This window comes from Pseudomonas sp. R4-15 (assembly GCF_055768815.1).
This window is the reverse complement of the sequence record NZ_CM147293.1, coordinates 3,235,180-3,260,473: the sequence shown is the minus strand read 5'-3', so window position 1 is coordinate 3,260,473 and position 25,294 is coordinate 3,235,180. Positions and strand designations below refer to the sequence as shown.

The window sequence follows — 25,294 nt, the reverse complement described above, 5'->3', positions numbered from 1 at the left end:
AACGTCGGCCGACCCCTCCGGGGCCGGCCGACGAAGCGTTACTTGGACTGACGCAGCTCGTCTTTGAACTGCATGAAGTCTTCGCGCGTCTTCTCGAGCACCGCGATCGCATCCTTGGTGCCGTAGTAGGCGACCGGCTGCTTGAAGGACTTCTTCAGTTCCGCGGCATATTCCGGATCCTCGGTGATCTGCTTCATGATGTCGGCCATCTTGGAGACGATCTGCGGATCGGTGCCTTTCGGGAAGGCCACCACGTAGGGCTTGTCGATGGTGAAGTCGACGCCCTGTTCCTTGAAGGTGGGGATATCACCCAGCAGGGCGTTGCGCTCGGCGTTGGGCTGGCCCAGGGCGAACATCTGGCCGCCGTTGACGTAGTCCTGCACCGAACCGTAGCTGATGGCACCCATGTCGATACGGCCACCCAGCAGAGCGACGACTTTCTCGGACACGGTACCGGCGTCGACCATCTTCAGTTTCACGCCCGCGAGTTTTTCGAACATCAGGCCCTGGATGTGCGAGAAGCTGCCCATCTCGGTGCCGTAGGTGACGCTTTCCGGCTTGGCCTTGGCCTTGTCGATGAGCCCTTTCAGCGAGTCGATGCCGGACTGCTTGGAGGTGACGAACACGGCGCCCTTGTCGACCCCGGCGATGCATGAAATGTCGAAGGCGTCATAGCCATCCTTGGTCAGGCCCGCCACCTCGTTGACGATCAACTGGCCGGTGTGGGTGAAAAGGATGGTGTTGCCGTCGGCCGCGGAGCCTTTGACCTGCTCGGCAGCCAGGGTGCCGCCGCCGCCGGCGACGTTGGTGACCACCATGGTCTTGCCGGTAATCTTGTTGAAGTACTTGGCCATCATGCGCGCGTTGAAGTCGGTGTCGCCGCCCGGGTTGGCGATGACCACGACCTGGATCGGGCGGTTGGGCCAGTTGCTGGCGTCAGCTGAAGCAGAGGAGGCGGCGCCGAAGGTGGCGGCACCCATGAAAACAGAGAGGAGGGAGGCGCGGATCATTCTTTTCATTGGAGGTCTCCGGGTTTATGGGTGCTCGCGTCAGTGCGAGCGGCCCAGGCTGGGTCGTTTCGGGTCATAACGCCAACCCGGAACGAGATACTGCATGGCCATGGCATCGTCGCGGGCTCCGCCAGCAACGCGTCGGTACAGCTCATGGGCGGACTGGATGCGGTCCAGGTCGGGCTCGATGCCCAGGCCGGGGCGCTGGGGTACGCGCACGTGGCCGTCGACGATCTGTAGCGGCTCGCGGGTCAGGCGTTCCTGGCCCTCCTGCCAGATCCAGTGCGTATCGATGGCGGTGACGCGACCCGGTACCGCGGCAGCGGCATGGGTGAACATCGCCAGCGAAACGTCGAAATGGTTGTTGGAATGCGAACCCCAGGTCAGGCCGAACTCTGCGCAGACCTGGCCCAGGCGCACGGCGCCCTGCATGGTCCAGAAATGCGGATCGGCGAGGGGGATGTCCACGGCTTCCAGGCGCAGGGCATGGCCCATCTGGCGCCAGTCGGTGGCGATCATGTTGGTCGCGGTGGGAATGCCGGTGGCGCGCTTGAACTCGGCCATGATCTCGCGGCCGGAAAAGCCTTGTTCGGCGCCGCACGGGTCCTCGGCGTAGGCCAGCAGGTGACCCTGGCCCTTGCACAGGGCGATGGACTCGTCGAGCGACCAGGCACCGTTCGGATCGAGGGTGACGCGGGCCTGGGGGAAGCGGGCCTTGATGGCGGCGATCGCCTGCATCTCTTCCTCGCCGTGCATCACGCCGCCCTTGAGCTTGAAGTCGGCGAAGCCATAGCGCGCGTGGGCGCCTTCGGCGAGGCGGGCGATGGCATCCGGGGTCATTGCCGCCTCGTGACGCAGGCGGTACCAGTCGTCGCCCTCGCCAGCCAGGTAGGGCAGGTCGGTACGCTGGCGATCACCAATGTAGAAGAGGTAGGCGAGCATCGGCACGCTGTCGCGTTGCTGACCGCTGCCCAGCAGATCGGCTACCGGAACCTGCAGGTGCTGGCCGAGCAGGTCGAGCAGTGCGGCTTCGACGGCGGTGATGACGTTGTCCAGGCGCAGGTTGATTTCGTGCGGCTGGCGCAGGACGGCGGCTTCGGCTTCGTTGGTGACCTGGTGGGCGGGGCCCGCCTGGCTGCCGGAGAGACCACGGCGAACCTTTTCCAGCACGCGCTGGAAGCTGCCGATGGGCTGGCCTTCGACCAGGGGGATGCTGCGTTCGAGCGCTTTGCGAATGCCTTCGCCGCCGGGAACCTCACCGATGCCGATACGGCCGGTTTCGTCGTCCAGCAGGACCAGGTTGCGGGTGAAGTAGGGAGCGTGGGCGCCGCACAGGTTGAGCAGCATGCTGTCATGGCCGGCGACCGGGATGACGCGCATGCGGGTGACCCGCGGGGTGGAGAAATTCTGTTCGATCATGCCTGGCACTCCACTCCCAAGAGGGTGATGGCATGCCGACGAACCGGGGTTACGGACGTTTCGATCATGGGCTGCGCTCTTGTTTTTATAGCGTCATATGTCGTCGTACGACATGCGCAGGTTAGGGCCGTGAAATAGCCTTGTCAATGCGTAATGCTCGCCCTTTTCTCGTCCGTAAGGGCTCTGGAATGGGGCGTGTTGCCTGAAGCTCGCGTCCTTGAGCATTGTGTGACCACCGCCGCGATGATTGGCGGTGGCCAACAGGTTATGCTGGGGTGCGTACTGCTCCTTCGGCGAAGAAGGCCTTGAGGTTATCCAGCACCAGATCCTCCATGGCCTTGCGAGTTTCCACGGTGCCGCTGGCCAGATGTGGCGTCAATACGACATTGTCCAGGGCAATGAGCTCGGCGGGCACCTGGGGCTCGTTCGCGAACACGTCGAGTCCGGCACCGGCGATGCGGTCTTCTGCCAGTGCGGCGATCAGCGCCGGTTCATCGACGACCGCACCGCGCGCGACGTTCACCAGGTAGCCGTTCGGGCCGAGGGCATCGAGGATCTCGCGGGTGATCAGTTGTTGCGAGCCGCTGACGCAGACCACCAGGAAATCGCACCATTCGGCCAGTGCCGGAAGGGACGGCTCGAAGCGATAGTGACTGCCGGTCACCGGCTTGCGGTTGGTATAGGCGATCTGCATGTCGAAGCCGCTGGCGCGGCGGGCTATCTGTTCGCCGATCTGACCGAGACCGAGGATGCCCAGGCGCTTGCCACTGACGCGATGGGTCAGCGGGTAGCGGGCCTCGAGCCATTTTCCGCTTCGCAGATAGCGGTCCGCGTCGGTGATACGACGGGCGACGTCGAGCAGCAGGGCGAAGGCCGTATCCGCGACGCAGTCGGCGAGGGTGCCGAAGGTGCCGGCGACCTGGATGCCGCGTTGCCGGGCTTGATTCAAGTCGATCTTGTCGAGGCCGACGCCACGGCAGGAAATCACCTGGAGCGCCGGCAGCGCGTCCATCAGGTCGCGCGGGACGCCTACCGGGGCGGCGGTGGCGATGCCGCTGATGTGCTCGGCGTGCGCGGCCACTGCGGACAGCTCGCCTTGCCAGTGCACCACGTCGTATTCGGCGGCGAGCGAGGCGTCGAGTTCGGGGGAGAGCGGGCACATCTGCAGGATCTTGGCTTTCATCGCAATGCTCCTTGCGTAGGCCCGGAGCGGCCGGGCCGTTGAGGTGGGGTCAGTTGCCGGGGGTGAGCGCGGCGCCGGTCTTGCGGGGGGCAGGCTTGCGCAGTGCGCGCCAGGCGGTCACCAGCACCACGGCCAGCGTGGCGGCCAGGACCACGCCGGAAATCGGTTCGGTGATGAAGGGCAGGAAATCGCCGCGGCTGCTCATCAGTCCGCGACGCAGGTTGACCTCGATGATCGGGCCGAGGATGAAACCCAGGAGCAGCGGGGTAGTGGGCATCCGCGCCTTCTTCATCAGCCAGCCGAGTACGCCGAAGGCGAGCATGCAGCCCACGTCGAACAGGCGGTTGTTGATGCCATAGGCGCCCACCACGCAGAGCATCATGATCAGCGGCAGGAGGATGTGCTTGGGCACCGAGAGAATACGCACGAAGCCGCGCATGAAGGCGAACAGGCCGCCGAGCATCACCAGGTTGGAAATCACCAGGGCGGTGAAGATGCCGTAGACCAGCACGCCCTGGGTCTCGAACAGCAGCGGGCCGGGGGTGATGCCGTGGATCATGAAGCCGGCCAGGAGGATCGCCGAGGTGTTGTCGCCGGGGATGCCGAGGGTCATCAGCGGCACCAGCGCGCCGCCGGTGGAGGCGTTGTTGGAGGATTCGCTGGCGACCAGGCCGTCGGTGATGCCGGTGCCGAATTTCTCCGGGTGCTTGGAGTACTTCTTCGCCGCGCCGTAGGCGAGGATGTTGCACACCGCGCCACCCAGGCCCGGAAGGATGCCGATACCGGTGCCGATCACCGACGAGCGCAGCCAGTTGCCGAAGTGGCGCATGCCGGCGCGCAGCGAGAAGCCCATCTGCCGCAGGCTGAAGGAGACGGCCTGGCCGCTGTCCTCGGGCTTGCGCTCCTCGGCGGATTCGAGCACCTGGGCGACGGCGAACAGGCCGATCAGCGCGGGCAGCAGGGCGATGCCGCCATCGAGCTCGGACCAGCCGAAGGTGAAGCGCGGAAAGGCGGTGATCGGCGCCATGCCGACGAAGGCGACGGTGAGGCCGATGGCCGCCGCGCCCATGCCGCGTGCCAGCGAGCCGCCACTCAGGCCGGCCACCAGCGTCAACGAGAACAGCGCTACCGCGAAGTATTCGTAGGGGCCGAACTGGAGTGCCACCTCGGCCAGGCGCGGGGCGATGAAGAACAGTACGAGCAGGCTGAACATACCGCCGAGGAAGGATGCCAGGATCGACACCGAGAGCGCCTTGCCGGCCTCGCCGCGAGCGGCCATCGGGTGGCCGTCGAAGGTGGTGGCGATCGACGAGGGCGTGCCGGGGATCTTCAGCAACACCGCCGAGATCAGGCCGCCTGAGGTACCCCCTATATAGAGGCCCATGAGCAGCGACAGACCATCCACTGGGGCCATGGCGAAGGTCACCGGCAGGAACAGGGCCACGCCCATGGTGACGGTGAGGCCCGGGATGGCGCCGATGATGATGCCCAGCAGGGTGCCGCCGGTGATCAGCAGCAACGTCTGCAGGTTGAGTACGGAGAGAATGCCTTCGGTAAGCATGGGTGCAGCGCTCCCTCAGCCCAGGATTCCGGCTGGCAGGCTGATTTCGAAAAGATGGACGAACAGGTAGTTGCAGGCGATCGCCGGCAGCACCGAAGCGGCGGCGAACAGCACGTAGCGGCGCGCGGCGTGCTTGCGCAGTACGAGCATCTGCAGGAACACGTAGATGATCGAGGCGAGCACGAAGCCGAGCGGCTCGAGCATCACCAGATAGCCGGCCATCAGCACGATGCTGGTGAACACCGCGGGCAGGCCACCGAAGACCTGCTCGTCGCCAGGGCGTTCGTCAGTCGTGGCGGGGGCTTCCTTGCTGCGCACGCCATTGGCCAGCAGCACCAGGCTGACGATGACCAGCAACGCGGCGGTCAGGCGAGGCACGAAGGCGGAACCGACACCGATGGCGGCGAAGTCCTTGACGCTCATGCAGGCCCAGAACAGGCCGATGGACAGCAGCAGGAGCAGGGCGCCGGTGATCAGATCGGGATGAATCGATCGATTGCGGGTGGACATGATTTCTTCCTCGCGAGTACCGCCCCGGGGCGCGGACGCACCGGGGCGGTCGGCAGATCACTGACCGGTGAACAGTTGCTTGTACTGCTCGAAGTAGTGGTATTGCTTGTCCGCATACTCGGAGGCTTCCTTCGGCCCCATGTAGGTGGGCGTGAGGAAGAACTTGGAGGCTTCTGCCTGGTACTCGGGGTTTTCCACGACGCGTTTGACCGCGGCGGAGAAGGTGTCCACGATCGGCTGCGGCGTGCCCTTGGGCATGGCGAAGAAGAAGAACTTGTTGAACTCCATCGGATAGCCGGCCTCGGCGGTGGTCGGTACGTCCGGGATCAACGGGTTGCGTTGGGGCGAGAGCAGGCCCAGGTTGATGAAGTCGCCGGACGCGAAGTAATCCTTGGTGATGCCGTACTGCACGTTGATCAGGTTGATCTTGTGGCCGCGCAGGGCAACGATCTTCGCCGCGTTACCGCCGACGTCGACCAGGTTCATCTCCACGCCCAGCTGCTTCTGCAGGGCGACGCCGACCAGGTGCGGATAGCCGCCGGTGAGCATGCCGAAGTCGACCTTGCCGGGGTTGGCCTTGGCATAGTCGACCAGCTCTTGCATGGTCTTGAACGGCGCATCCTTGTGGGTCGCCAGCACGGTGGTGTTGTCGACCAGGGCGATCGCCACCATCTGCAGCGAGTCGATGCCGAAATCCACCAGGCCGGCGAGCTTGGGCACCATCGCCTCGCCATGGAAGAACATCGCGGTATAGCCATCGGGCTTGGCCGACATCACCCGGCGCATGCCGAGGGTGCCGCCTCCGCCGTCGACGTTGACCGCGACCAGCGACTGACCCAGTTCCTTCTCCAGGTATTTGTTGAACAGGCGCGCGTTGGTGTCGGTGTCCCCACCGGGGGCGATGGGCAGGATCACCTGGATGGGTTTGCTGGGGTAGTCCGCGGCGTGCGCGGCCAGCGGCGAGAGGGCGAGGCTGCTCAGAGCGAGTGCGCCGAGGGCGCGGCGTAGGCGTGTGAAGGCCATGTCGAATCTCCTGAATATTGTTTTTGGAGGGGATTTTCGGTGTTGCGCTGCAGCGATTCGCTAGTCCGTGTTGAGACGGGCTTACGAGGAACAGGGGGCCGCGGGATGGTCGTGTAGTCGTGCCTGGAAGGCCAGCAGACGGGGGCGGCCAGGGCGTGCGGATGGTCTCGGCATGGGCGTCTCTGTGGTTCTTCTTATACTTATATGTCGTCGTATGACGTCGGCCGATTATGCAGCTCGTCTGCGGGTTGTCAACTCTCTGGGTGAGTCGTCTTTGCGAGCATTTGGTGCTCTATGGCCTGTCTGAGTGGAGGAGGACGAGAGTGATTGAAAGGATTTGGCACTGATGTCGTTGTACGATAACGTATGTGAGCGCGCATTATTTCTGCCCTGTGCCCTTTCTAGGATGCTTTTACAATGACCCCACAAGAACTCAAGACCATCCTCTCCGACGGCCTGCTGTCGTTCCCGCTGACCGACTTCGATGCGGCCGGTGATTTCAACGCGGCCGGTTACGCGAATCGTCTCGAATGGCTGGCACCGTTCGGTGCCTCCGCGCTGTTCGCCGCCGGTGGCACCGGTGAATTCTTCTCCCTGGCGCCGGACGAATATTCCGCGGTCATCAAGACCGCCGTGGACACCTGCGCCGGCAGCGTACCGATCCTCGCCGGCGTCGGCGGCCCGACCCGCGTCGCCATCCAGATGGCGCAGGAAGCCGAGCGCCTGGGCGCCAAGGGCCTGCTGCTGCTGCCGCACTACCTGACCGAAGCGAGCCAGGAAGGCGTGGCTGCCCACGTCGAGCAGGTCTGCAAATCGGTGAAGATTGGCGTAGTGGTGTACAACCGCAACGTCTGCCGCCTGACGCCGGACCTGCTGGAGCCGCTGGCCGAGCGCTGCCCGAACCTGATCGGCTACAAGGACGGCCTGGGCGACATCGAGCTGATGGTGTCGGTCCGCCGGCGCCTGGGCGAGCGCTTCACCTACCTCGGCGGCCTGCCGACCGCGGAAGTCTATGCCGCGGCCTACAAGGCCCTGGGCGTGCCGGTGTACAGCTCGGCGGTGTTCAACTTCATCCCGCAGACGGCGATGGACTTCTACCGCGCGATCCGCGCGGAGGATCACGCCACCGTTGGCAAGCTGATCGACGACTTCTTCCTGCCGTACCTGGACATCCGCAACCGCTGCAAGGGTTACGCGGTATCCATCGTCAAGGCGGGTGCGAAGATCGCCGGCTACGACGCAGGCCCGGTGCGCGCCCCGCTGACCGACCTGAAGGAAGACGAGTACGCGATGCTCGCTCAGCTGATGAAGCGCAGCGGCGTCCGCTGATTCCTGTCGAGGCGGCGGGTCGGCCCGTCGCCTCTGCCAGCGCCTGTCGTTCGCGTAGGCTCCAAACCCGGTTTCACGCCAATAACAAATTCAGGTGGAACAGATGAACCAAACCGCTTATTCCGGCGCGCCGCGCATCACCGAACTGCGCGTCGTGCCCGTCGCTGGCCAGGACAGCATGCTGCTCAACCTGTCTGGCGCCCACGCTCCGTATTTCACTCGCAACATCCTCATCCTCAAGGATGACGCCGGCCATGTCGGCGTTGGCGAGGTTCCCGGTGGCGAAGCCATCCGCCAGACCCTGGACGATGCCCGCGCACTGCTCGTCGGCGAATGCATTGGCGACTACAACAACCTGCTCAATCGCGTGCGCAAGGCCTTCGCCGACCGCGACTCGGGCGGCCGTGGTCTGCAGACGTTCGACCTGCGCATCGCCATCCACGCGGTGACCGCGCTGGAAGCCGCGCTGCTCGACCTGCTTGGCCAGCACCTGGGCGTGCCGGTCGCCGCACTGCTCGGCGAAGGCCAGCAGCGCGATGCCGTGGAAATGCTCGGCTACCTGTTCTACGTCGGCGATCGCCAGCGTACCGACCTGGACTATCGCCAGGAGCTGGACGCCGACGACGCCTGGTTCCGTGTCCGCAACGAAGAAGCCATGACCCCCGAGGGCGTGGTGCGTCTGGCCGAGGCCGCGCATGCGCGCTACGGTTTCAACGACTTCAAGCTCAAGGGCGGCGTATTGCGCGGCGACGAAGAGATCGAAGCGATCCGCGCCCTCGCCGAACGCTTCCCCGAGGCACGCATCACCCTCGACCCTAACGGTGGCTGGCTGCTCGCCGACGCCATTCGCCTGTGCCGTGACATGCACGGCATCCTCGCCTACGCCGAAGACCCCTGTGGGGCCGAGAACGGCTACTCCGGGCGTGAGGTGATGGCCGAGTTCCGTCGCGCCACCGGCCTGCCGACCGCGACCAACATGATCGCCACCGACTGGCGGCAGATGGGCCATGCGATTCAGCTGCACTCGGTGGACATCCCGCTGGCCGACCCGCACTTCTGGACCATGGCCGGCTCGGTGCGTGTCGCGCAGATGTGCAACGACTGGGGTCTGACCTGGGGTTCGCACTCGAACAACCACTTCGACATTTCCCTGGCCATGTTCACCCACGTTGCCGCCGCCGCGCCGGGTAAGATCACGGCCATCGATACCCATTGGATCTGGCAGGACGGACAGTTCCTCACCCGCAACCCGCTGCGCATCGAGGGTGGCCTGGTACAGGTGCCGAAAACCCCGGGGCTGGGCGTCGAACTGGACTGGGATGCCCTCGAGCGCGCCCACCAGCTGTACTTGAGCAAAGGCCTGGGTGCCCGTGACGACGCCATGGCCATGCAGTACCTGGTGCCCAACTGGACCTTCGATAACAAACGTCCGTGCATGGTGCGCTGATAATCGCGTGACCTTCGCCCCCATGCTCGCCAGCGTTTGCGCGCAGGCGAGGGTGGCGGGCCTGGCCTGATACAAGAAAGACAAGAGGTGGATCTTGGAGCTCATCGCCCATCAGGACTCGCCGCGCTACATCCGCTTGCATCCGGCCGACAACGTCGGCGTGGTGGTCAACGAGCAGGGTGTGGCGGCTGGCAGTCATTTCGAGGACGGCCTGACGACCGTCGAGGGAATTCCGCAGAGTCACAAGGTGGCGCTGGTCGACCTGCCCGAGGGCGCCGAGGTGGTGCGCTACGGCCAGGTGATCGGTTATGCGCTCAAGGCCATCGCCGCCGGTAGCTGGGTGACCGAAGCGCATCTGCGCATGCCCGAGCCGCCGACACTGGACAATCTGCCCAAGGCAACCGTAAAGGCCAGCGCGGGCGAGCCCCTGGAGGGCTACACCTTCGAGGGTTACCGCAATGCCGACGGCAGTGTCGGTACGCGCAATATCCTCGGCGTGACCACCACCGTGCAGTGCGTGGTCGGCGTGCTCGATCATGTGGTCGAACGGGTGCGCAAGGAACTGCTGCCCCGGTATCCGAACGTCGACGACGTGGTGCCGCTGTCGCACAGCTATGGCTGTGGCGTGGCGATCAATGCGCCGGACGCGGTGGTGCCGATCCGCACCCTCTACAACATCAGCCGCAACCCCAACCTGGGTGGTCAGGCGCTGGTCATCAGCCTGGGGTGCGAAAAACTGCAGGCCAGCCAACTGATGGATGGCGACATCCTCACCCAGAACCAGGACGAGGAAGACTGGCTGTTCCGTCTGCAGGATTCGGGCAGCGGCTTCGCCGGCATGGTCGAGCAGATCATGCAGATGATCGAGGATCGCCTGAAGGTGCTCGATACGCGGCGACGGGAAACGCTGCCGGCCAGCGAGCTGGTGGTGGGCATGCAGTGCGGCGGCAGCGATGCCTTCTCCGGCATCACCGCCAACCCCGCGCTGGGCGTGGCGGCGGACCTGCTGGTTCGCGCCGGCGCCACGGTGATGTTCTCCGAGAACACCGAAGTGCGTGACGGCATCCACCTGCTCACGCCGCGTGCGGCCACCCCGGAGATCGCGGACGCGCTGATTCGCGAAATGGCCTGGTACGACGCCTACCTGGCGCGCGGCATGGCCGATCGCAGTGCCAACACCACGCCGGGCAACAAGAAGGGCGGGTTGAACAACATCGTCGAAAAGGCCATGGGTTCGATCGCCAAGTCCGGCTCCAGCCCGATCGCCGGGGTGGTCTCGCCGGGCGAGCGGGTCCGCGGCAAGGGCCTGTGGTTCTGCGCCACACCGGCCAGCGACTTCATCTGCGGCACCTTGCAACTGGCTGCGGGAATGAACCTGCACATCTTCACCACCGGCCGTGGTACGCCCTATGGGTTGTCCATGGTGCCGGTGATCAAGGTCGCCACGCGCACCCAACTGGCCGAGCGCTGGCCGGATCTGATCGACGTCGATGCCGGACAGATCACCAGCGGCCGCTTCAGTCTGGAGCAGATGGGTTGGGAGATCTTCCAGCTGTATCTGGACGTCGCCAGCGGCCGCAAGCACACCTGGGCCGAGCGTCATCACCTGCACAATGACCTGGTGCTGTTCAATCCGGCTCCGGTGACCTGAGCCACAGCACGTTTTTCGGGGCTGCTGCATGCGGTTTTGGGCTTGGGAGGGGGGGGGGGCGTGGCGCCTTCCTCGGGTGGGACTACAGGTTTCGCCCGGCACGGCGAATCACTTTCTCTTGGGTACGGATGGCCGCCCCGGCCAAGCGAAAGTAACCAAAGAGAAGGGCACCCCAGCACCTGGCCCCAGCCGCTGAGTGGTTTGTGGTTTTGTGCTTGGGCGTGGGAGCGCGACGCTTTCCTCGGGTGAGACTACCGATTTCGCCTTGCACGGCGAGTCACTTTCTCTTGAGTCGCCAAGAGAAAGTAACCAAAGAGAAGGCGACCCCACCATCCGGCCCCAACCGCTATGCGGCTGGGGTTCCCTCGCTCCGGCATTGCTCCGGGGGTCGGCCCGTACGGTCCATCCCTGGACCGCACAGGCCTTTCGCCGCCTTCCTGGCGGCTCACTCCCCTGCGCAACGCCTCCACTCGGCCTACTGAAGGGGCCCCGGGTGCAAGCTGCACCGTCGGTGGTCGCGTTGCTCTGGCTCGGCCCCGTAGGATGGGTGGAGGAGCGTAGCGACGATACCCATCGTGGCAGCGTGATGGGTATCGCTGCGCTCAACCCATCCTACTCAATTTACTCGGACTGGCAGACGGCGCCGAAGCGCCCCGTTGTAGTGGTCAACAATTCCCGGACACAGAATTGAGTTGTTCCTCTGCAACCGCAGGCGGCACAAAGCCGTTGTGTTGATGCGGTCTGATCCAGTTGTAGCGCGTGAGGTAACGGCCAATATCCTGCTCAGCCATGGCCTGGTTCAGGTACCCCGTCGCAGGTACCCACTCGGTTTTCAAGCTGCGAAACAGTCGCTCCATCGGTGCGTTGTCGTGGCAGTTTCCGCGGCGACTCATGCTCTGTGTCATGCGATAGCGCCATAGGCGCTGGCGGAAGCTGCGGCTAGCGTATTGGCTACCTTGGTCGCTATGAAACAGCACGCCACTTGGCCGTCCACGCACGGCATAGGCCTTGTCGAGTGCCTTGATCACCAGTTCGGCGTCTGGCTTCTCCGAAAGTGCCCAACCCACGGCTCGGCGGCTGTACAAATCCATCACGACCGCTAGGTAATGCCATCGTCCCTGTGTCCAGATGTAGGTGATATCGCCGCACCAGACGCGGTTGGGCGCTGCAACCGTGAATTGGCGTGCAAGACGATTGGGAATGTCGGGGCGCTCAACGTTGGCGTGCTTATAGACGTGAACACCGGGCTGCTTGCTGACCAATCCCAGCGCTTTCATCACGCCTCGAACCTTGAAACGGCCCACTTCCGTGCCTTCGTCCTTCAACATGGCCACGATGCTGCGGCTACCCGCCGAACGACGGCTTTGGCTGAACAGTTCATGGATGCGACTACGCAAACCTACCTGCCGGACATCGATGTGACGGCGACGGGCCTGGTGGGCGTAATAGCAGGATCGAGGGAGCTCAAACACCGAGCACAGCAGATGTACCGGATAGCGTGCGGTCAGCCGCCGAATCGAACTCAACGTCTGCGCCCGTGTTCCTCGGCCATCAAGAGCGCAGTAGCCTCCTTTAAGATTTTCTTCTCAAGCTCCAGCCGGTTAATCCGCGCCTGGAGCTGCTGAATGGTTTGCTGCTCAGCCGTGAGAGCCTTGGCTGTCGGGGTAATACCGCCACGCTCCTGTTGCAACTGACTCACCCAGCGCCTGAGTGCCGTTTCGCCCACATCAAGCGATCGGGCTGCCTCGGCACAGCTGTAGCCCTGATCGAGTACTAGGCAGGCTGCCTCATGTTTGAACTCGGGGGTGAAGGTACGTCTTGGTCTGCTCATCAAACACCTCTGTCTGGCGATCATCTTCGCCTAAAAAGGTGTCCGGGGTTAGTAGACCACTACACGTTGATCCGGGTGAACGGAATCGTCGAGTAGGGGGTTGAGCGGCCAGGACGGCCGCGAAAGCCGCGAAGGGGCAGGACGCCCCTTGGCGGCGACCCCCGGAGCGGCGATGGAGTGAACGAACCCCGTCCGCGCTAGCGGGCGGGGCCGGATCGCCGGGGCAACGGTTTTGCACACTTTTGTCGTGGCCGGCGAGGCATGACAAAAGTGTGTCGCCCAGGAGGGCGAAACAGGGCGTATCGGAGGAACACCGACAACTGTCCTTTGGCACTGAAGGCCCGGTGCACCTGCTCTAAGCCGCTGCCGCACGGCTGGAGTTCCCCTTGCGTAACGCCTGCTCGGGTCCCGGCTATAGGCCGTGCCAGCGGGCCCCTGACGTGGCGAATCGCAGGGCGTCGCTGCGCTCAAGCTCCGCGACTAGACCTATGCTTCGCAACGCGCGGGCGGGGCACCTTGCACAGAGACTGCGGTCGGATGCTGTCGTGGACCGGGCCGAGTCGCTATGCTGGTCCGCAAGAGTCCTGTCCAGAGAGGTTCCGTGCATGCCCGCTATCCAGGTGAATCCCTGCGTCCTGGCGCTGTTCGGCGCCCTGGGTGACCTCGCTCTGCGCAAGCTGTTTCCAGCGCTTTACCAGCTCGATCGTGCCGGCCTGGTACATGACGACACACGCCTGCTGGCGTTGTCCCGGGACGTCGACGAGGGTGCCGTGGAGCGCATCGAGCAGGCACTGCGGCATCGGGTGCCGGAGAAGGAGATCGAGGACGCTGCATTGCGGCGCTTTCTCGCGCGCATCGAGCCATTGCGCATGGATTTCCGCGATCCCGGGGACTATCCGGCGCTGGCCGAGCGGGTTCGCGAAAGCGATTGCCTGATTGGCTACTTCGCCACCGCCGCCAGCCTGTTCGGCTCGATCTGCGAGAACCTCGCTGCGGTGAACCGGGTGGAGAACACCCGGGTGGTGCTGGAGAAACCCATCGGTCACGACCTGGCGTCCTCGCGCCTGATCAATGACGAGGTGGCGCGCTACTTCCCCGAGTCGAGCATCTATCGCATCGACCATTATCTGGGCAAGGAGACGGTGCAGAACCTCATTGCGCTGCGCTTCGCCAACAGCCTGTTCGAAACCCAGTGGGATTACAGCCATATCTCCCACGTGGAGATCACCGTCGCCGAAACGGTTGGCATCGAAGGGCGCTGGGAGTACTTCGACCAGGCCGGGCAACTGCGCGACATGATTCAGAACCATCTGCTGCAACTGCTCTGTCTGATCGCCATGGACCCGCCCAGCGAACTCACCGCCGACAATATCCGCGACGAGAAGGTAAAGGTGCTCAAGGCGCTCGCGCCGCTGGGGCCCGAACAGATTTCCCAACAGGTGGTGCGCGGCCAGTACATCGCAGGCAACGTTGGCAGCAAGGCGGTGCCTGGCTACCTGGAGGAAAATGGCGCGAACCCGGAGAGCACCACCGAGACCTTCGTCGCGCTGCGTGCGGAGATCCGCAACTGGCGCTGGGCCGGCGTGCCGTTCTACCTGCGCACGGGCAAGCGCCTGGCGCAGAAGGTCTCGCAGATCGTCATCCATTTCCGCGAGCCACCGTTCTACATCTTCGCCCCCGAGCAGCGCTCGCTGATCAGCAACCGCCTGATCATCCGCGTGCAGCCGGACGAGGGCATCTCGCTGCAGGTGATGACCAAGGAGCCGGGGCTGGACAAGGGCATGCACCTGCGCAGCGGTCCGCTGCAACTGAATTTTTCCGATACCTACAAGAGCGCACGCAACCCCGATGCCTACGAGCGTCTGCTGCTGGAAGTGATGCAGGGCAACCAGAACCTCTTCGTCCGGCGTGACGAGGTGGAGTACGCCTGGAAGTGGTGCGACCAACTCGTCGAAGGCTGGACCCGTCTGGGCGATCTGCCACGTCCCTATGTGGCGGGCTCCTGGGGGCCGGTGGCGGCGATTGCGCTGATCAGTCGAGAGGGGAGGTCCTGGTATGGCGATCTATGAACTGGAATTACCCCTGGGGGTGACCGCCTACAGCCTGCCTGACGTCGCGCGCCACGCCGAAGCCATGGCCGATGCGGTGGCGCAGGCCCTGCGTGCGGCGATCGATAGCCACGGTCACGCTCAGTTGGTGGTTTCCGGCGGGCGCAGCCCGATCCCGTTCTTCGAGTGCCTCTCACGTCAGGCGCTGGACTGGCCGAAAGTGCTCGTCGGTCTGGCCGATGAGCGTTGGGTGGCGGTCGAGGACGCACAGAGCAACGAAGGATTGGTGCGCCGCCACCTGTTGCAGAACGCGGCGGCCAATGCCCGCTTCCTCGGCCTCTATCGACCTGCCGACAGTCTGGAAGAGGCGGCGACCCTCGCCGATCAGGCGCTCGGCGAGCTCCCGCTGCCGATCGACGTGCTGGTGCTGGGCATGGGCGACGACGGCCATACCGCGTCGCTGTTCCCGGACAGTCCGCGCCTGGCCGAGGCGCTGGAGAGTGAGTGCCCGCGCCGCTGCCTGCCGATGCGTGCGCCCAGCGAACCCCGTGAGCGCCTGACCCTGACCCTGCCGCTGCTGGCGAGTGCCAGGCTACCGTTGCTGGCGATCGCCGGTAGCGCCAAACTCGATACCCTGCGCAAGGCGCTGGCGGGCACGGACGTGCACCAGATGCCGATTCGTGCCTTCCTTCGCCAGCCATTGGAGATCTACTGGTGTCCCTGACTTTTTGGCCTCGTCGCCGGCCGCTACAGAGAAACGACGACAGGCCCTGTCTACTGCCGCCACGCGCCTGGGAGGGCGCAGACTCCGACCTTGAGGGCATGCGCCGATGAACATGGCTGAGAAGACTGCACGGATCGACGAAATCTGCCGGCAGGCGAAAATCCTGCCGGTGATCACCATTCCCAATGAGGCGGCGATCCTGCCGTTGGCCGATGCCCTGGCGGCGGGCGGCCTGACCACCCTGGAGGTCACCCTGCGCTCGGAATGGGGCCTGGGTGCCATTCGCCTGCTGCGCGAGCAACGACCGCAGCTGTGCGTGGGTGCCGGTACGGTGATCGACCGACGCACCCTGGACCTGGCGGAAGCTGCCGGTGCGCAGTTCATCGTTTCCCCCGGTTGCACACCGGAACTGCTGGAGGCTGCGCGCAACAGCGCGCTACCGCTGCTGCCGGGGATCGCCACAGCGTCCGAGATCATGCTCGGACTGAGCCTGGGCTACGAGCGCTTCAAGTTGTTCCCGGCCGAGGTGGTCGGTGGCGTTGCTGCCCTCAAGGCATTCGCCGGGCCGTTCCCACAGGCTCGCTTCTGTCCCACCGGAGGGGTGACGCCGGAGAACATGGGCAACTACCGCGCGCTGGGCAATGTGCTCTGCGTGGGCGGTAGCTGGATGCTCAAGCCGCAATGGCTGGAGCAGGGCGACTGGGGCTCGGTGACGCGTAGCTGCGCAGAGGCACTCGCGGCGCTGGCTTGAGCGCCTGTCATGGCTCGTTCATCCTGCGCGGCTAAGTAGTGTCTCGATACGTATCGATCGCCGGCTCCCGTGACGATCGCTGCCTGTCGAGACCCTGGGCCCTGATCGGAGTAGTTCATGTCTTCGCAATTCGCGCTGCTGCGCACGCGGCGCTTCCTGCCGTTCTTCGTCACCCAGGGGCTGGGAGCGTTCAACGATAACCTGTTCAAGCAGGCCCTGGCGCTGACGATCCTCTATCGCATGGCCCTGGAAGTGGACGGCAATCTGCTGGTCAATCTCTGCGCGGGGCTGTTCATCCTGCCGTTCTTCCTGTTCTCAGCGCTGGGTGGGCAGTTCGGTGAGAAGTTCGCCAAGGATGCCTTGATCCGCTGGGTCAAGGCGGCCGAGGTGCTGATCATGCTCGCCGGCGGCCTGGCGTTGTGGGTGGGCAGCCTGCCGGCGTTGCTGCTGGTGCTGTTCCTGATGGGAACCCAGTCGGCGCTCTTCGGGCCGGTCAAGTATTCGATCCTGCCGCAGCAGCTCGAAGCCCATGAGCTGGTGGGTGGCAACGCCCTGGTGGAAATGGGCACTTTCGTCGCGATCCTCGGCGGGACGCTCTGCGCCGGTCTGTTGATGGGCACTGACGACTACGTGCTGACGGTCTCCTGCGCGGTCGTCGGGGTGGCGCTGCTGGGTTATCTCGCGAGTTGCCTGATTCCCCGCGCGCATGCCGCGCTGCCGGCGCTGGCGCTGGACTGGCATATCCTGCGGCAGACCCGCGACATCCTGCGGTTGGGCTTCGCCCAGCATCGTTCGGTCAGCCGTGCGCTGATCGGCAATGCCTGGTTCTGGTTCCTTGGCGCGCTCTATCTGACGCAGATCCCGGCGCTCGCCCAGCGCACCCTGCATGGTGACGAGAGCAGCGTGACGCTGGTGCTGACGCTGTTCTCGCTGGGGATCGCCGCCGGTTCGTTGCTCTGCGAGCGCCTCTCCGGGCGGCACGTGGAGATCGGCCTGGTGCCCTTTGGCGCGTTGGGCCTGGCGCTGTTCGGCCTGGCTTTGGCCTGGCACGTGCAGGGCTTCGTGGCGAGTGGCGATGATTTGGGCTGGCGCGAACTGCTGGCGCGGTCCGACGCCTGGTGGATACTGGGCGACTTCTTCGCCCTGGGCGTGTTCGGCGGTTTCTACATCGTTCCACTATATGCATTGATCCAGTCGCGTACGGCGCTGCATCAGCGGGCGCGGGTGATCGCTGCCAACAACATCCTCAATGCGCTGTTCATGGTCGCCTCGGCGGTGTTCGCCATTGTGTTGCTGGGCTTTGCCCAACTGAGCCTGGCGCAGTTGTTCCTGGCCGCGGCTGTGCTGCACGTGGTGCTCAACCTGATGCTGTTCCGTTCCGAGCCCGAGTTCCTGCAGCGTTTCGTCGCCTGGGCAGGTCGCCTGCCGCGTGACTGAACGGCGGCGCTAAACCGCCCGCCGCGCGCAGAAGCGGGCTACACTTCGCCAGCTTTGTTGTGTGAAGGGAACAATAATGGGGCTGGATGATGCACTGATCTTCACCCGCGTCGTCGAATGCCATAGCTTCACCCAGGCCGCGCAGAGTCTGGGGATGCAGAAGTCGACGGTGAGCCGCCGCCTGGCGCTGCTCGAGGAGCGTCTGGGCGTTCGCCTGCTCAATCGCACCACGCGCAAACTGCGTCTGACCGAGGTCGGCCAGGCCTATTACGAGCGCTGTCGGCAGATCATGCTCGACTTCGCCGAGGCCGAGCAGGTGGTGATGCAACTGCAGCAGGAGCCTTCGGGGCTATTGCGCATCTGCGCGCCCATCGAGTTCGGCCAACTGTTCCTGGGCAAGCTGCTGGGTCAGTTCATGTGCGAGTACCCGAGCATCAACGCCGAGGTCGAGCTGACCTCGCGACCCGTCGATCTGGTGGAGGAGGGTGTGGACCTGCTGATCCACGTCGGTCGCCCACAGGATTCCAGCCTGATTGGCCGTCCGCTGTTCTCCACCCGCCACCGCCTGTACGCCACGCCCGACTACCTGCGCCGCTACGGCAGGCCGCAGGAACCGGAAGACCTCGAAGGGCATGCCGGCATCCTCCTGGAGATGCACCGCGCGCGCTTCTGGCCGCTACTGGACCACAACGTGCCCTGCCGCCGTGCGCTGACCTGCAACAACATCACCCTGTGCCGAGAGGCGGCGTTGGCGGGCGCCGGTATCGCCGTGCTACCGCGGATGATCTGCCACGAGCAGGTGGCGCGGGGCGAGTTGGTCGAGGTGCTGGCCGATGTCCGCTTGCCGATGGGAGAGCTGTTCGTGGTCTATCCCTCGCGGCGCTACCAGGCGACCAAGGTGAAGACGTTTCTCGACTTTCTCCTGGCGCGCCTGCCGGAACTCGGCGAGGGGTTGCTGGAGCCGGCCGGCCCGGGCCTGATAACATCGCCGGCTTGATCGTTCCGCCGTTTTTCTCGAGGGTTCCATGACCACCGTTCGTACCCGCATTGCGCCGTCGCCTACCGGCGATCCGCACGTCGGCACCGCCTACATCGCGTTGTTCAACCTGTGTTTCGCTCGCCAGCATGGCGGTCAGTTCGTCCTGCGAATCGAGGACACAGACCAGGTGCGCTCCACGCGCGAATCCGAACAGCAGATCTTCGACGCCCTGCGCTGGCTGGGCATCGAGTGGGACGAAGGCCCGGACGTCGGCGGCCCGCATGGTCCCTACCGGCAGAGCGAACGGGGGGCGATCTACAAGAAGTATTCGGACGAGTTGGTCGCCAAGGGCCACGCGTTTCCTTGCTTCTGCTCCGCCGAACGTCTGGACACGGTGCGTGCCGAGCAGCAGGCGCGCAAGGAAACCCCCCGTTACGACGGCCACTGCATGCACATCGATCCGGCCGAGGCGCAGGCTCGCATCGCGGCGGGTGAGTCCCACGTGGTGCGCATGAAGGTTCCCAGCGAAGGTATCTGCACGGTCCCGGACATGCTCCGTGGCAACGTGGAGATCCCGTGGGACCGCATGGACATGCAGGTGCTGATGAAGGCCGACGGCCTGCCGACGTACTTTCTCGCCAATGTCGTCGACGACCATCTGATGGGCATCACCCACGTCCTGCGTGGTGAAGAGTGGCTGCCCTCGGCGCCCAAGTTGATCAAGCTCTACGAGTACTTTGGCTGGGAGCAGCCGGCGCTGTGCTACATGCCGCTGCTGCGCAATCCGGACAAGAGCAAGCTGTCCAAGCGCAAGAACCCCACCAGCGTCACCTTCTACGAGCGCATGGGTTACCTGCCGCAGGCGATGCTCAACTACCTGGGTCGCATGGGCTGGTCGATGCCCGACGAGCGCGAGAAGTTCTCCCTTGCCGAGATGATCGAGCACTTCGACATCAATCGCGTCTCCCTCGGTGGGCCGATCTTCGACCTGGAGAAACTCTCCTGGCTCAATGGCCAGTGGATCCGCGAACTGTCGGTGGAGGCCTTCGCCGCCGAAGTGCAGAAGTGGGCACTCAATCCCGACTACCTGATGCGTATCGCGCCGCTGGTGCAGGGCCGCGTCGAGACCTTCAGTCAGTTGGCGCCTCTGGCCGGCTTCTTCTTCAGTGGACCCGTGCAGGCCGATGCGGCGCTGTTCGCGCACAAGAAGCTGCAGCCCGACGCGGTGCGCCAGGCCTTGCAGCTGGTGCTGTGGAAGCTGGAGGCGCTGCGCCAGTGGGAGAAGGAACGCATCACCGCCTGCATCACCCAGGTGGCGGAGAGCCTCGAACTCAAGCTGCGCGATCTGATGCCACTGATGTTCGCCGCGATCACCGGCCAGGCCAGTTCCGTGTCCGTTCTCGACGCCATGGAAATCATCGGGCCGGACCTCACGCGCTTCCGTCTACGCCAGGCGCTCGAGCTGCTGGGCGGGGTTTCCAAGAAAGAAACCAAGGAATGGGAAAAGCGTTTGCAGGCAATGGGCTAGTACCCGGTCGTCGCCCCGCACCGGTTCGTGGGAACCATGGAGCCTGTAACCCAGTCCTTTGCACAGTCTTTTTAGGTTTGTTTCAGGGAGACCTGGGATGCTCACCAAAATCCAGCGAATCGAAGAACGGGGCAAGCCCTGCTGGCGTCTGTACCTCAACGAGTTCTTCATTCCTTGCGCGAGCTACGATGAGGCCTGCCGGCTTCGTTGTGCCGCCTTGGAGGCCGAGGCCGACAAGGTGCCGGAGCCGGCGTTGCCGGTGTGTACCGTTGAGCCCAGTTTGGCGATAGAGGAAGGAAGGGTTTGAATCTGTATTTATATACAGTATTCTTCGCTCATCCCCTCTTGGCCAACTGGCTGAACAGCCCCCATCGCGGGGCTGTTTTTCTTTCTGTCCGAAGTTCTCGCTTTTGCAGGCGTACCGCCCGCGCCGCCATTGCGGGATGACGGCGTGGATATTCGTTGAGGGCTGTCGAACTCCGACGGGCCAGGCGCAACATACCCCAGAGCATGGCCAGCGCAACGGCTAGCCAGGCGCAGACCAGCAGCAGAATGATCAGGGCGGGGGACATCGTGGCCTCCGTGGACGAGTGGTGCATACGGTTGACCGCCTCGCTCGCCAGGGGTTCGTCATTTAGTCGCCGGATACCCGCTGCCTGCGTTCCTTGAGTACCAGGGCCACCCCACCGAGAATCGCCAGGCTGGCTAGCAGCAGACGCGCACTGGGCGCTTCACCCAATACCAGTGCTCCGCCGAGTGCGGTCAGCGGCGGCACACTCAACTGCGTACTGGCGGCACGGAGGGCGCCCAGTCGTGGCAGAACCTGGTACCAGAGCGCGTAGCCCAGTGCCGAGGTCAGCCCTCCCGAAAGCAGTGCCCAGAGCGCTCCGAGCGCATCCCAGTGCAATTGGCCTGCGCAGACGACGGCCATTGCCAGACCCAGAGGCGCGGCGCGCAGAAAACTGCCCGTCGTGGCTGCCAGGGGTTCACCGGCGCTGCGTCCAATGAGCGAGTAGGCGGCCCAGGCGGCGCCTGCTGCCAGCATCAGCCCTGCGGCCAACAATGGCGGTGCACTGGCACCGGGCAACAGTAGCGTCAGCACGCCCGCAAGCGCGACCAGCATGCCCAGCCATTGGCCCGGTGCCAGGCGTTCGCCGCGCAGCAGGCCCCAGCCGAGCATGCCGAGCTGCACGGCGCCGAACAGCAGTAGCGCACCGCTGGCGGCGTCGAGACGTGTATAGGCGAAGGAGAAGCCGGCAGCGTAGACGAACAGCGCGATGGCTCCGGCCCAACTGCCGGTCGCCTGGCAGGATCCGTTGCGGTGGCGCAGCAGGAGCAGCAGCACCACGGCGCCACTCGACAGGCGCAGCAGGGTGAAGCTGGCGGGATCGAGGGACGTATCGCGAAGGGCCAGGCGGCACAGCAGTGAGTTGCCGGCAAAGGCGAGCATTGCCAGGGCGGTCAGCAGGTAGGTGCGGGGTGTCATCGGGCGGGACTTCTTGTGATTGTCCCCGCAGACTAGCAGCCCTGGGGCCGGTGAGGTTTCGCGGGATGCCGCTTTTCCCGGTTTCGACGCGAAACTCCGACCCGACCTAGGCTTTGAGTTGGTTGGCCACGCGGCCGACCACGTCGACCACCTGTTGGGCGCCTTCCTGGATCACCACGATCACCTCGCCGGCCTGGTTGGCCAGTCCCAGACCCTGTTCGGCCTGACTGCGGCTGCTGTCCATGCTCTTTACGGCCGCCTGGGCGAGGTCCTTGTTCTTCTCCACCACGCCGACGATCTCCTCGGCGGCCTTGCTGGTGCGCCCGGCGAGCTGGCGCACTTCGTCGGCGACCACGGCGAAGCCTCGGCCCTGGTCGCCGGCGCGGGCGGCCTCGATGGCGGCGTTGAGTGCGAGCAGGTTGGTCTGGTCGGCGATCTCGCTGATGGTCTTGAGGATGGCGCCAATCAGCTGGGATTGGTGATCCAGCGCTTCGATACCGTGCGAGGCCTCCTGCATCTGGGTGGCGATGCGATGCATCACGTCGACGGTCTCGCGCACCACCGCGGCGCCGCGCTGTGCCGACTGGTCGGTCTGCTGTGACGTCTCGAAGGCCATGTTCGCGGCCTGTACCACTTCCTGCTCGCGGCGGACCTGGTCGCTGATCACGGTGGCGAACTTGACCACCTTGTAGAGCTTGCCGTGGGCATCCAGTACCGGGTTGTAGGAAGCTTCCAGCCAGACGTCCTGGCCATGCGCATCGATCCGGCGAAAACGTCCGGCAACGTATTCGCCACGACGCAAGCGGTCCCAGAACGCCTGGTAGGCGGGCGTGCGGTCGTCACCGGGTGGGCAAAACAGGCTGTGGTGCTTGCCGCGAATCTGCTCCAGGCGGTAGCCCATGGTCGACAGGAACTGGTTGTTGGCACCCAGCACGTTGCCCTGCATGTCGAACTCGATCATCGCGTTGGAGCGCTGCAGCGCCTCGATCAGGTTGCCATGCTCGCGTGCGGTCTGCACTTGCTGGGAGAGATCCACCCCCATGAGCGTGAAGCCTTCGAGATGACCTTGCTCATCCTTGATGGGGAGCAGCGTCAGTTGCAGCCAGCGTTCGTTGCCGCCTGCCCGCAGCCCCAGCAAGCCGCTGGCCGAACGACCCTGGCGCAGGCTTTCCAGCATTTGCTGGCTGGCGGGTTCGTCCCGTGAGCCATCGCACAACTGCCCGAGTGTCTGTCCCAGGATTTTTCCCGGCTCGCTCTGCAGCATGGCGGCGGCCCGCTCGTTCACCCGTCGCACACGGCCTTCGCGGTCGAGCTCAAAAACGCCCGCCTCGTTGGACAGACCTTCGTGTAACTGCTTGGCTCGACTCAGTTCGGCATGACTGAGCGCGAGCGCCTTCTTCAAGGGCCCGTTGAACATGGGTACAACTCCTGGGGGAACGAGGACAGCGGAAGGCAACGACAGTCAGAGTTTCGGCGATTCCGGCAGTTCCTTGAGCCTGGTGGCTCAATGATATTTTTCTATCAGGCGACGGTTTTTTGCTTTCCGCGCCGATGACGTGCGGCATGTGTCGGAAGACTGGCGCGAGAATGGGTGTGGGCGGGCGAGCCCCGTATGTTCGACCATCGGACGCATGGCGCTGGGGGCTCGGATACTGGTATACAGCGGTTACAACGAAAAAAGACCGGCCATGGGTAGGGGGCACGGTCTCGACTTGGAGGTCACATGCTGTCGATCCTCGCTCGCCGTTTGGCGCCACTGGTGTGGGTTCTGTCGATCATGGCGCTCGTGCTGCTGGCCGACGGCCACTGGGTGCCTCTCTGGGTCTCGCTCCTGGCTGCATTGCCATTGGGGCTGCTGGCCCATCGTCAGGGGAAACCGGCTGATGTGGCGTCCGTGGATGCCCAGGAACCGTTGGTGACGCTGGCCCGTGAGCTGTCCCATGCGACCAGTCGCAATGCCCTGGCGTCGGCGGGAGTCACCCATGCCGTCGGGCACCTGCGCGGCAAGTTGCAGTCGCAACTGTCCGCGGCTGACAGCATCGTCGGCAGTGCCGAGGTGATGATAGACACCGAGCAGGCCACGGCGGCGTTTTCCAGCCAGGCGCTGGAGGCGGCCAGCCATACCCGCGAGAGCAGCGTGGCGGGGCGCGAGGAGCTTTCCACCACCATCGCGCGCCTGCACGACTTCACCGGCAACGCCAATGCCTGTCGCGAGGAAATCGAGGCGCTCAACCTGCGCAGCGAGGAAATCCAGCGGGTCGCCCAGGTGATCCAGGCCATCGCCGCGCAGACCAACCTGCTAGCACTCAATGCCGCCATCGAGGCGGCGCGCGCCGGGGAGCACGGGCGTGGTTTCGCCGTGGTCGCCGACGAAGTGCGCCAGCTCGCCGGGCGCACGACCAGCGCCACCGAGGAAGTCGGGCAGATGGTCACGGATATCCAGACCCGTACCGCGAGCGTGGCCGAGCGCATTCGCCGTCTGTCCACCGACCTGGAGTCGGGCGTCGGCGCGGTGGAGCACACCGGGGAGCGCCTGCAGAACATCGCCGGACTCGCGGGCGATGTGGAAGAACGGGTACGTGGTATTGCCGCGGGTGTCGATGGCAACCGCGCGCAACTCGATGCGCTGTTCGCGGCGGTGGCCCAGGTGCGCAGCGATCTTGGCGTGTGCGAGGAGCAGACCGAGAACGTCGCGGAGTCCGCCAGAGAACTGGAGCGCCAGAGCGAGCACCTGAGCGAGCGACTCTCGGTGATTGGTCTGGACGATTATCATCAGCGGGTCTATGCCCTGGCCTTGGAGGGAGCGGCGGCGATTGCCGCGCGCTTCGAGGCCGATTTGCAGGCCGGACGCATCCGTCCCGAAGACCTGTTCGATCGCGACTACCAGTTGCAGGCCGGCAGCGAGCCCCCTCGCTTCACCACCCGTTTCGATCGCTATACCGATGAGGTCCTGCCGGCAATCCAGGAGCCGCTGCTGCAGCGGCACGAAGGCCTGGTGTTCGCCATCGCCTGCACCCCGGACGGTTATGTGCCGACCCATAACCGGGTCTTTGCCCGGCCGCCGACGGGAGATCCGACCCACGATCGCGTGCATGCGCGCAGCAAGCGGCTGTTCAACGACCGCACCGGCGCGCGCTGCGGCAGCCACCAGCAGCCGTTGCTGCTGCAGACCTACACCCGAGATACCGGCGAGCTGATGCACGACCTTTCGGTGCCGATCCGGGTGCAGGGGCGCCACTGGGGTGGCTTGCGCCTGGGCTACCGGCCCGAGGCTGCGTCTACTACCAATGGCGGAGGCGAGCGCGCTGCATAACGCCTATGCTTCTACGGTTCGCTCCCGCTCTGCCATGGGACTCACGCGGGACTTTATCGACACA

20 protein-coding genes and 1 pseudogene are annotated in these 25,294 nt (G+C 64.8%); 11 read left to right on the top strand and 10 right to left on the bottom strand.

Annotated elements, in window-relative coordinates:
• Window positions 1-38 precede the first annotated feature (38 nt).
• From ACYRGX_RS15535 to ACYRGX_RS15510, 6 genes are all read right to left on the bottom strand, one after another.
• Window positions 39-1,019: a tripartite tricarboxylate transporter substrate binding protein gene (locus tag ACYRGX_RS15535; protein WP_473053357.1), complete on the bottom strand. Its 981-nt coding sequence runs from the start codon at window positions 1,017-1,019 to the stop codon at window positions 39-41.
• Window positions 1,020-1,049: 30 nt separating this feature from the next.
• Window positions 1,050-2,429 (bottom strand): enolase C-terminal domain-like protein, encoded by a 1,380-nt coding sequence (locus ACYRGX_RS15530; protein ID WP_473053356.1) that lies wholly within the window; start codon window positions 2,427-2,429, stop codon window positions 1,050-1,052.
• A gap of 265 nt (window positions 2,430-2,694) precedes the next feature.
• Complete coding sequence (locus ACYRGX_RS15525; RefSeq protein ID WP_473053355.1) at window positions 2,695-3,612, bottom strand: 2-hydroxyacid dehydrogenase; 918 nt, start codon at window positions 3,610-3,612, stop codon at window positions 2,695-2,697.
• Between the two features lie 49 nt (window positions 3,613-3,661).
• Window positions 3,662-5,173 carry a tripartite tricarboxylate transporter permease gene (locus ACYRGX_RS15520; protein ID WP_473053354.1) on the bottom strand — a complete coding sequence of 504 codons (1,512 nt, stop codon included), beginning with the start codon at window positions 5,171-5,173 and terminating at the stop codon, window positions 3,662-3,664.
• A gap of 15 nt (window positions 5,174-5,188) precedes the next feature.
• Complete coding sequence (locus ACYRGX_RS15515; protein WP_473053353.1) at window positions 5,189-5,683, bottom strand: tripartite tricarboxylate transporter TctB family protein; 495 nt, start codon at window positions 5,681-5,683, stop codon at window positions 5,189-5,191.
• Window positions 5,684-5,740: 57 nt separating this feature from the next.
• Window positions 5,741-6,706: a tripartite tricarboxylate transporter substrate binding protein gene (locus ACYRGX_RS15510; protein ID WP_473053352.1), complete on the bottom strand. Its 966-nt coding sequence runs from the start codon at window positions 6,704-6,706 to the stop codon at window positions 5,741-5,743.
• 417 nt (window positions 6,707-7,123) lie between these two features.
• On the opposite strand from ACYRGX_RS15510, the gene kdgD reads away from it, so the two are divergent.
• The 3 genes from kdgD (at window position 7,124) to garD (ending at window position 11,133) form a co-directional block, all read left to right on the top strand.
• Entirely contained in the window at window positions 7,124-8,035 is a 912-nt protein-coding gene (kdgD, locus tag ACYRGX_RS15505; protein ID WP_473053351.1) for a 5-dehydro-4-deoxyglucarate dehydratase, read from the top strand.
• 103 nt (window positions 8,036-8,138) lie between these two features.
• A complete protein-coding gene (gene gudD, locus ACYRGX_RS15500; RefSeq protein ID WP_473053350.1) occupies window positions 8,139-9,482 on the top strand; it encodes a glucarate dehydratase in 1,344 nt (447 codons plus the stop codon).
• A 94-nt stretch (window positions 9,483-9,576) separates the two neighbouring features.
• Window positions 9,577-11,133, top strand: coding sequence for a galactarate dehydratase (gene garD, locus ACYRGX_RS15495; RefSeq protein WP_473053349.1), 1,557 nt, complete (start codon window positions 9,577-9,579; stop codon window positions 11,131-11,133).
• 665 nt (window positions 11,134-11,798) lie between these two features.
• On the opposite strand, the gene ACYRGX_RS15490 is transcribed toward garD, so the two are convergent.
• Window positions 11,799-12,964 (bottom strand): IS3 family transposase gene (locus tag ACYRGX_RS15490; RefSeq protein WP_473053033.1). Its coding sequence is split into 2 segments (ribosomal slippage): window positions 11,799-12,703 and window positions 12,703-12,964, totalling 1,167 coding nucleotides; the frame shifts between segments, so codons are not numbered across the junction.
• Window positions 12,965-13,569: 605 nt separating this feature from the next.
• Between ACYRGX_RS15490 and zwf the strand changes: the two genes are divergently transcribed.
• The 7 genes from zwf (at window position 13,570) to ACYRGX_RS15455 (ending at window position 20,738) form a co-directional block, all read left to right on the top strand.
• Window positions 13,570-15,033 (top strand): glucose-6-phosphate dehydrogenase, encoded by a 1,464-nt coding sequence (zwf, locus tag ACYRGX_RS15485; protein ID WP_473053348.1) that lies wholly within the window; start codon window positions 13,570-13,572, stop codon window positions 15,031-15,033.
• A complete protein-coding gene (gene pgl, locus ACYRGX_RS15480; RefSeq protein ID WP_473053347.1) occupies window positions 15,020-15,736 on the top strand; it encodes a 6-phosphogluconolactonase in 717 nt (238 codons plus the stop codon). Before zwf ends, pgl begins: the two co-directional genes overlap by 14 nt.
• 106 nt (window positions 15,737-15,842) lie before the next feature.
• On the top strand, window positions 15,843-16,487 hold the full coding sequence (locus tag ACYRGX_RS15475) for a bifunctional 4-hydroxy-2-oxoglutarate aldolase/2-dehydro-3-deoxy-phosphogluconate aldolase (RefSeq protein ID WP_473053346.1): 645 nt from the start codon (window positions 15,843-15,845) through the stop codon (window positions 16,485-16,487).
• Window positions 16,488-16,604: 117 nt separating this feature from the next.
• Window positions 16,605-17,924, top strand: a complete 1,320-nt coding sequence (locus ACYRGX_RS15470) for an MFS transporter (RefSeq protein WP_473053345.1) — start codon at window positions 16,605-16,607, stop codon at window positions 17,922-17,924.
• A 76-nt stretch (window positions 17,925-18,000) separates the two neighbouring features.
• A complete protein-coding gene (locus ACYRGX_RS15465) occupies window positions 18,001-18,921 on the top strand; it encodes a LysR family transcriptional regulator (RefSeq protein ID WP_473053344.1) in 921 nt (306 codons plus the stop codon).
• A gap of 28 nt (window positions 18,922-18,949) precedes the next feature.
• Complete coding sequence (gene gltX, locus ACYRGX_RS15460) at window positions 18,950-20,431, top strand: glutamate--tRNA ligase (RefSeq protein ID WP_473053343.1); 1,482 nt, start codon at window positions 18,950-18,952, stop codon at window positions 20,429-20,431.
• 97 nt (window positions 20,432-20,528) lie between these two features.
• On the top strand, window positions 20,529-20,738 hold the full coding sequence (locus tag ACYRGX_RS15455; protein WP_473053342.1) for a hypothetical protein: 210 nt from the start codon (window positions 20,529-20,531) through the stop codon (window positions 20,736-20,738).
• 28 nt (window positions 20,739-20,766) lie between these two features.
• Here the strand turns inward: ACYRGX_RS15455 and ACYRGX_RS15450 are convergent, their stop codons facing one another.
• The 3 genes from ACYRGX_RS15450 to ACYRGX_RS15440 form a co-directional block, all read right to left on the bottom strand.
• Window positions 20,767-21,003 carry a hypothetical protein gene (locus tag ACYRGX_RS15450; RefSeq protein WP_473053341.1) on the bottom strand — a complete coding sequence of 79 codons (237 nt, stop codon included), beginning with the start codon at window positions 21,001-21,003 and terminating at the stop codon, window positions 20,767-20,769.
• 62 nt (window positions 21,004-21,065) lie between these two features.
• Window positions 21,066-21,917, bottom strand: a complete 852-nt coding sequence (locus tag ACYRGX_RS15445; RefSeq protein WP_473053340.1) for a DMT family transporter — start codon at window positions 21,915-21,917, stop codon at window positions 21,066-21,068.
• 106 nt (window positions 21,918-22,023) lie between these two features.
• Window positions 22,024-23,334 carry a methyl-accepting chemotaxis protein gene (locus ACYRGX_RS15440; protein ID WP_473053339.1) on the bottom strand — a complete coding sequence of 437 codons (1,311 nt, stop codon included), beginning with the start codon at window positions 23,332-23,334 and terminating at the stop codon, window positions 22,024-22,026.
• An 840-nt stretch (window positions 23,335-24,174) separates the two neighbouring features.
• Here ACYRGX_RS15440 and ACYRGX_RS15435 point away from each other — a divergent pair.
• Window positions 24,175-25,230: pseudogene (locus tag ACYRGX_RS15435) on the top strand (methyl-accepting chemotaxis protein); the annotation flags it as partial.
• Window positions 25,231-25,294 lie beyond the last annotated feature (64 nt).

Bases quoted from the DNA above. Each gene is read 5' to 3' on its own strand.
- ACYRGX_RS15510 (WP_473053352.1), bottom strand. From the start codon at position 6,706: ATGGCCTTCACACGCCTACGCCGCGCCCTCGGCGCACTCGCTCTGAGC.
- ACYRGX_RS15440 (WP_473053339.1), bottom strand. From the start codon at position 23,334: ATGTTCAACGGGCCCTTGAAGAAGGCGCTCGCGCTCAGTCATGCCGAA.
- ACYRGX_RS15475 (WP_473053346.1), top strand. From the start codon at position 15,843: ATGAACATGGCTGAGAAGACTGCACGGATCGACGAAATCTGCCGGCAG.
- ACYRGX_RS15450 (WP_473053341.1), bottom strand. From the start codon at position 21,003: ATGTCCCCCGCCCTGATCATTCTGCTGCTGGTCTGCGCCTGGCTAGCC.
- ACYRGX_RS15445 (WP_473053340.1), bottom strand. From the start codon at position 21,917: ATGACACCCCGCACCTACCTGCTGACCGCCCTGGCAATGCTCGCCTTT.
- pgl (WP_473053347.1), top strand. From the start codon at position 15,020: ATGGCGATCTATGAACTGGAATTACCCCTGGGGGTGACCGCCTACAGC.
- ACYRGX_RS15520 (WP_473053354.1), bottom strand. From the start codon at position 5,173: ATGCTTACCGAAGGCATTCTCTCCGTACTCAACCTGCAGACGTTGCTG.
- ACYRGX_RS15515 (WP_473053353.1), bottom strand. From the start codon at position 5,683: ATGTCCACCCGCAATCGATCGATTCATCCCGATCTGATCACCGGCGCC.
- ACYRGX_RS15525 (WP_473053355.1), bottom strand. From the start codon at position 3,612: ATGAAAGCCAAGATCCTGCAGATGTGCCCGCTCTCCCCCGAACTCGAC.
- ACYRGX_RS15455 (WP_473053342.1), top strand. From the start codon at position 20,529: ATGCTCACCAAAATCCAGCGAATCGAAGAACGGGGCAAGCCCTGCTGG.
- ACYRGX_RS15470 (WP_473053345.1), top strand. From the start codon at position 16,605: ATGTCTTCGCAATTCGCGCTGCTGCGCACGCGGCGCTTCCTGCCGTTC.
- gltX (WP_473053343.1), top strand. From the start codon at position 18,950: ATGACCACCGTTCGTACCCGCATTGCGCCGTCGCCTACCGGCGATCCG.
- ACYRGX_RS15530 (WP_473053356.1), bottom strand. From the start codon at position 2,429: ATGATCGAACAGAATTTCTCCACCCCGCGGGTCACCCGCATGCGCGTC.
- ACYRGX_RS15535 (WP_473053357.1), bottom strand. From the start codon at position 1,019: ATGAAAAGAATGATCCGCGCCTCCCTCCTCTCTGTTTTCATGGGTGCC.
- zwf (WP_473053348.1), top strand. From the start codon at position 13,570: ATGCCCGCTATCCAGGTGAATCCCTGCGTCCTGGCGCTGTTCGGCGCC.
- gudD (WP_473053350.1), top strand. From the start codon at position 8,139: ATGAACCAAACCGCTTATTCCGGCGCGCCGCGCATCACCGAACTGCGC.
- kdgD (WP_473053351.1), top strand. From the start codon at position 7,124: ATGACCCCACAAGAACTCAAGACCATCCTCTCCGACGGCCTGCTGTCG.
- ACYRGX_RS15465 (WP_473053344.1), top strand. From the start codon at position 18,001: ATGGGGCTGGATGATGCACTGATCTTCACCCGCGTCGTCGAATGCCAT.